General features: G+C 47.0%; 6 protein-coding genes. 1 reads left to right on the top strand and 5 read right to left on the bottom strand.

Features of this window, described 5'->3' with window-relative positions:
- Positions 1-286, bottom strand: a 286-nt coding sequence (locus tag PHP87_RS11965; RefSeq protein ID WP_366942930.1) for an AraC family transcriptional regulator, incomplete at its 3' end; no start/stop codon positions are given.
- 196 nt (positions 287-482) lie between these two features.
- Positions 483-1,301 (bottom strand): ATP-binding cassette domain-containing protein, encoded by an 819-nt coding sequence (locus PHP87_RS10135; protein ID WP_299920975.1) that lies wholly within the window; start codon positions 1,299-1,301, stop codon positions 483-485.
- A gap of 302 nt (positions 1,302-1,603) precedes the next feature.
- Between PHP87_RS10135 and PHP87_RS10130 the strand changes: the two genes are divergently transcribed.
- Entirely contained in the window at positions 1,604-2,065 is a 462-nt protein-coding gene (locus PHP87_RS10130) for a PaaI family thioesterase (RefSeq protein ID WP_299920973.1), read from the top strand.
- Between the two features lie 394 nt (positions 2,066-2,459).
- Here the strand turns inward: PHP87_RS10130 and PHP87_RS10125 are convergent, their stop codons facing one another.
- The 3 genes from PHP87_RS10125 to PHP87_RS10115 are packed head-to-tail and all read right to left on the bottom strand — an operon-like array spanning position 2,460 to position 5,428.
- Positions 2,460-3,773 (bottom strand): TRAP transporter large permease, encoded by a 1,314-nt coding sequence (locus PHP87_RS10125; protein ID WP_299920971.1) that lies wholly within the window; start codon positions 3,771-3,773, stop codon positions 2,460-2,462.
- Positions 3,770-4,258: a TRAP transporter small permease gene (locus PHP87_RS10120; RefSeq protein ID WP_299920969.1), complete on the bottom strand. Its 489-nt coding sequence runs from the start codon at positions 4,256-4,258 to the stop codon at positions 3,770-3,772. The genes PHP87_RS10125 and PHP87_RS10120 overlap by 4 nt, the downstream gene beginning before the upstream one ends.
- Positions 4,259-4,312: 54 nt before the next feature.
- The gene (locus PHP87_RS10115) at positions 4,313-5,428 is read right to left on the bottom strand and encodes a TRAP transporter substrate-binding protein (protein ID WP_299920967.1); all 1,116 of its coding nucleotides are present in this window, start codon (positions 5,426-5,428) and stop codon (positions 4,313-4,315) included.
- Between the last annotated feature and the right edge of the window lie 673 nt (positions 5,429-6,101).

Raw genomic sequence — 6,101 nt, 5'->3', positions numbered from 1 at the left:
AAACTATGGGCACGCCAAGCTCACCCCGCTTATATCGTCTTTTAAGCAATTTGAAATTCAATCGAGAAAATCTAACCGTCCGCATATAACCCATAAATATATCAGGAACAAGGGTGAGAAGGGGTTTTAACCGCTCCTGTATTTCGCGTATTTTGATGTTAATATAGTAATCGTAGGGCGTAGTACCCACATGCTTTTTAAAAAGCTTCGAGAAATGATGCTTGCTTAGATTTGCTGCCTCCGCCACCATCCCGGCATCATATTTCTCCCGCCAATGATCTTCGATGTATTCCCTGCCCCTCTGGATCTCCTCACGGAGCCGGTAAACTTTCTTTATGAAAAAAAACGGCGACGAAACAGCTCACAGTGTGATCAGGCTTCATAAGAGGAAAACACGTGATGTCCACATGCAGGGTCTTTATGTCCCTGTCTTCCACATTAAAATATTTGATCAGCGGGCATCAGAACCGTCCCCATGCCCGCTAAATCAATAAGAGGCGGTCGTTGTCCAGTTCAGCTCCGCTTTTAGTGCCAAAGAGCTGCACCAGTTTCTCCACCGTCATTTCTTTTCTTTCTGCTCCTTGCAGGTCCAGGATGATCCTACCTTCATGCATCATTATGGTTCGGTTGCCGTACTCCAGGGCGGCTTTCATATTATGGGTTACCATAATGGTGGTGAGGTGGTACCGGGATACGATTTCCCGCGTTAGTTGCAGAACCCTCTGGGCTATAGCCGGGTCCAGGGCGGCAGTATGTTCATCAAGCAGGAGCAATTTGGGTTCCACTATGGTTGCCATTAAAAGGGTCAGAGCCTGGCGCTGCCCACCCGAAAGCAAACCCACCTTTTGCTTTATCCGGTCTTCCAGGCCCAGTTCCAAACGAGCCAGGTGCTTCCGGAACAGCTTGGCCTCTGATTTGCGTATACCGGGTTTAAGTCCCCGTGTTTTGCCGCGGGCATAGGCAATGGCCAGGTTTTCCTCAATGCTCATGTCAAAGGCGGTGCCCAGCATGGGATCCTGAAACACCCGGCCTATATAGCGGGAGCGCTGGTATTCCGGGCGAAAGGAAATATCCTTGGAATCCAGTATTATACGACCCTGGTCTATGGGGTAGACACCGGAAATACAGTTTAAAAGGGTGGATTTTCCCGCACCGTTTCCACCTATAATGCTTAAAAATTCTCCGGGCTGGAGGGAGAGAGTGATATTATCCAGAGCCAGTTTCTCATTAATGCTTCCCGGGTTAAAGGTTTTGCTTAAACTTTCAATTATCACCCCACCCTCAAAGGCCCATTTGTTCATTCCTGTCCTACCGGGCTTCCACCCTCCCCGGCTCTCTGTCAGGCTGGTTTATGGTTTTACTCCCTCGTCATCGGTTTATCAAAATAATGAAACAGAAGCCGGAAAATTGTCAAGGCTGTTCGTGGGATGATTTTCTTAAAATGGAAGTACTGTTTTGTTGCCGGAACCTTTTTGTCCGGGGATGGTTTTCATCTATTGCCGGGTTGTTAAGCAGTTGGAATCAGAGCAAGCGATTTGTTCCATCATTAATGATAGAATAATAAAAGGAACAAATTATGACATTATAGCAGGAGGCAGAGTTTATGAATTATCAACAGCACTTCATGCGATTGGAACGGATGTATTTGAGTGCTCCCTACAACCAACAGCTTTATCATAATAATACCATCAAGATTAGCCGGGAGCAGGCTATTATAACTACGGAGGTAATGGAGAAACACTTTCATGGAGCTGGGGCCATGCATGGATCAGTCTATTTCAAACTCTTGGATGATGCCGCCTTTTTTGCGGTAAATTCAATTATTAAAGATTATATGGTATACACGGTATCATTTAATGTAAATCTTTTGCGTCCGGTTGGCGCTGGGATAATCAAGTCGATAGGAATAGTAAAGCACCAGGCCAGGAATCGCTTGGTGGCTGATGCCAATCTCTATGACCCGGAAGGAAAACTGGCCGCTTGTGGTACAGGCAACTTTATGCGAAGCCCTCTGAAACTGGGGGAAATGGCGGAATACACCCGCGAATTAAGCGATGAGGGGTAGTTATAATCTGATACCCCGGAGAGAACAGGCAAAGGGATCTGTTACATTGGGGTAGACCAGGGTTAACAAGCAATTAAAACATGAAAAAAGGCCATCTTTTAGGAAGATGACCTCTTTGCGCCGGGCTTCTTACTTTACGAAAACTACATTGATAGCTTTTACCAGGGCTGTAACCGCATCACCTTCATTAAAACCGGCTTCTTCAAAAGATTCTCTCGTCATCACGGACGTGATCTCGATGTTGCCCATTCACATACTTACCTGGGCCATAACATCGTCTATTCGGGTTCTTCAAATACGACCCTGGAGCTTATTCCTAACGCCAGCCTCCATCTTTTCGCCTCCCGGAGTTTTTTTATATAATCTCCGGAAGCAAGAAAACTTATGCATATGATTAAACTCCATGCAAGAGCTGCGGCAAAAAGGTAGCGATGGAGGGAAAGGCTATCAATATAATCAGAGAAAATATTATGGCCAGAAGAAAAGGCCATATTCCCCGAAAAATAACTTCCAGAGGAACATCAGGAGCTACTCCTTTTATTATGTAGACATTCATCCCCATCGGAGGGGTGATAACCCCCATGGCCACTACCATAACCACTATTACTCCGAACCAGATAGGATCATAGCCCAGGGTTTTTACCACCACCGGATAAAAAATGGGAATGGTCAGCAAAATCAAGGCCAGGGCGTCAATAAAGCAACCCAGTACCAGATAAATAAGCAGAATGACCCCCACGATGGCAAAAGGGGGCAGGGGCAAACCACCGGCCCAGTTGGCCAGCTCAAAAGGAATCCGGCTGATGGCCATAAAGCGGCCAAAGATCATGGCTCCGGCAATCATCAACATTATCATAGCGGTGGTTCGGGTAGTATCATAAAGGGATTTTTTAAATCCGGTCCAGTCTAGATGCCTTCCCAGCAGGGATACCACCAGCACCCCGGCGGCTCCTACGGCACCGGCTTCAGTAGGTGTAAACCAGCCGGCAAAAAGGCCACCGATGGAGAGGGCAAAGACTACCAGTACTTCAAATAATCCACCCCGCAGGGAGGAGGCTCTCTCTTTCCAGCTCGCTTTGGGGCCTGCTGGTCCCAGGGCGGGGTTGCGCAGAGTGAGAAATAAAATAGTCGCTATATAGGCCAGCATAAGCAGGATTCCAGGTATGATACCGGCCATAAAGAGTTCTCCTATGGATTGCTCCGTAGCCATGCCATAAACAATAAATATAACACTGGGGGGAATCAAAACTCCCAGAACCCCGCCGGCGGCAATACTGGCTGTGGCCAGCGAAGTATCGTACTGGTACTTTCTCATCTCGGGCAAGGCAATGGCCCCCATGGTAGCTGCAGTGGCCGTATTAGATCCGCAGATGGCTCCAAATATTCCACAGGCCAGCTGGGTGGCTACAGCCAACCCGCCGGGGAGATGCCCCATTAGTTTATAGGCAAAGACATAAAGACGGGTGCCTATTCCAGAATAAAAGGCCAGGAAACCCATCCACACGAACATGGCGATAACGCTCAATGAATAAGAGGAGAAAGTATTAAATATTTCCTTGGCCACCATGCTGAATGACGCTGAAGCCGAAGTGAGCAGGGCGAAGCCGGTAAAACCCACCAGGGCCATGGCGTAAGCAATGGGCATACGCAGCATGAGCAGGGCCAAAAAAACAATTATCCCCAGCATTCCAAGAGCAAAAGGGTTCATCTTACTACCCTTCTCAAAGACTCACCCAGATGGCTTAGCAAAACCAGGCAAAGGCTGAAAAGACCAAAGGCCACCAGGTATATGAAGGGCGAGACCGGCAACTGACTGGTGGCGGAGACAATGCCGTTGGCTTTCATGGTTCCCGCGTAAATAGCCAGGTTCCATAAGGCAAAACCCCAAAAAGTTATAGCTACCGAATTGGTGGCAGTATCTATGAGAGCGCAAGTTTTACGGGGGAGGCGCTCTACTACAAAATCAACGGCTATGTGAGCATTTTGCAGAGCACAATGGGCCAGGGCCAGTCCAATGGCCGTTGCCGTTAGAAAACCGACATAATCATAGGTTCCCAGAAGGGGGTGCTTAAATAGCACCCGCATTAATACATTGCCTACCACTACCAGCATTACTGCTACCAGGCACCAGCCGGCAACTTGATCTAAAAACTGGCTCAAGCTGGCGACAAAGCCGTTGTATTTTTTGGCCATTCCGTACTTCCTCCCTACAAGTCTGTAATAATCTTTTGCAGCAGAGTCAGGCTTTTACTTAAATTCCTTATTATATTTATCCGCCAGGGTCCTGGCTGTATCTAGAATCTTGGCACCTTCAAAACCCTGTTTATCCATCCTCTTAACGAAATCATCTTGAATAGGTTTGACCAAATCTATCCAGCGCTGGGCTTCATCCGCCGGCAGCTGGATTAATTCCATACCTTTTTCATCCACCGCCCATTTCAGGGCTTCGGTGTTTTGTTTATCCCAGAGTCCTGCAGCCACTTCCTTAAAGAATTTCTCGTTGACTTTTTCTATGGCTTTCTGGGTTTCCGGATCCAAAGAGTTCCATTTGTCCAGGTTCATGGTGACAAAGAATAAAGTATTATAAAGGAAAGGGGTTTGGGTCAAATATTGGGTGACTTCCGCCTGTTTCCAGCCTTTCAATACTTCCACCGGACCCAGGTTGGCCTTTACCACTCCTTTGGACAAGGATTCATAGGCATCTGACTGCGGCATGGCGACCGGGGTTGCACCCAGGGCCTGCAGAGTTTTGGCGCTTAAACCGGTAGCCCTTATCTCCAAACCTTTTAGATCCTGCAGATTTCTTACCGCTACTTTGGAGTAGATATCGCCAGGGCCGGTGGTGAGAACCATCATCAGTTTGGTATCCTGGACTTCCCTGGGGTTCAATTCCTTTATCCCTTCCCAGGCTACGGTGCTGGCCACCCGGGAACTCTCGTAGGTAATTCCGGGCAGTTCAAAGACCTCCAGAACCGGGAAGCCATTGCGGGTATAGGAAAAGCAGGAAATACCGATGTCGGCTATTCCATTTACCACGCCATCATAAATAGAATCAGCCTGCAACAGGGTTTGATTGGGATAGCTGACGATCTTTACCTGGCCCCCGGTAGCTTCTTCGATGGCTTTGGCCCAGGGCTGTACCAGATCGACTTCAGCGGGGTGAGTGCTGGGCCAGAAATGAGCCAGACGCAGCTCTACTGTTTCACTTTGGCCCTTCTTGGGATCCTCTTTGGAGGTGCTGGTTGTTGGGCTTGTTTTCCCGCAGCCGCCAACAGCCAGCAGCGCAATTACCAGTAATAGCGACAGCAGTATTTTTCCCTGGTGCCAGCTCCTTTTCCCCCCAACAAATCTTGTTTTTTTCACTTCTTTTCCTCCCCTTTGTTTTTTGGGCAATAAAAAAAACTCCCGTAGGAGCTTTAAGATGTGCCAGCAATGTTCACCTCCGGCATATGTCGCAGGAAAAGCCAAAGCCGCACCTCTTTGCCTACCGTCCTAACCTTCCTACCATTTCTTTTAAAAGCGTTCCTAACCGTACTTCCAGGCCTGGGAGAGATTCATCCAACTCCCTTTGCCCACTACTCAATATATGTCCATGAGCGCTTAATGAATAAACGCTATTCATACATTCTATCGTTAATTATAAACTATTTGGCAATAGGCGACAATATGATTTTTCTATTCTTAGGCTTTAATATGCATAAATATATGTAAATTCTGCTATGATTTGCTTATACTAGTATAGGCATTGGCTATAGGCATTGGCTTTGGTAGTGGAATAAAGATGAAAATAATGATAAAATTATTTGAACTATGACCTCAGTCTTATGACCTGTTATGGCCTATATATATACAAAGGGAATTTCAGAGAGGAGTGATTGCTTATGAAAATACTCATAGTTGATGATTCCCAGTTCTTCCAAGGGTTTTTGAAAAAGATTTTTATAAAGTATCTTCCGGAAGCGGAACTTATTACGGCCAATAATGGCCGGGATGCTTATGACCTCTATGAGCAAGAGAAGCCTGATTTCATAATCAC

The organism is Syntrophomonas sp. (assembly GCF_028707975.1).
GTDB lineage: Bacteria > Bacillota > Syntrophomonadia > Syntrophomonadales > Syntrophomonadaceae > Syntrophomonas.
This window is presented reverse-complemented; position numbering and strand designations above follow the sequence as displayed.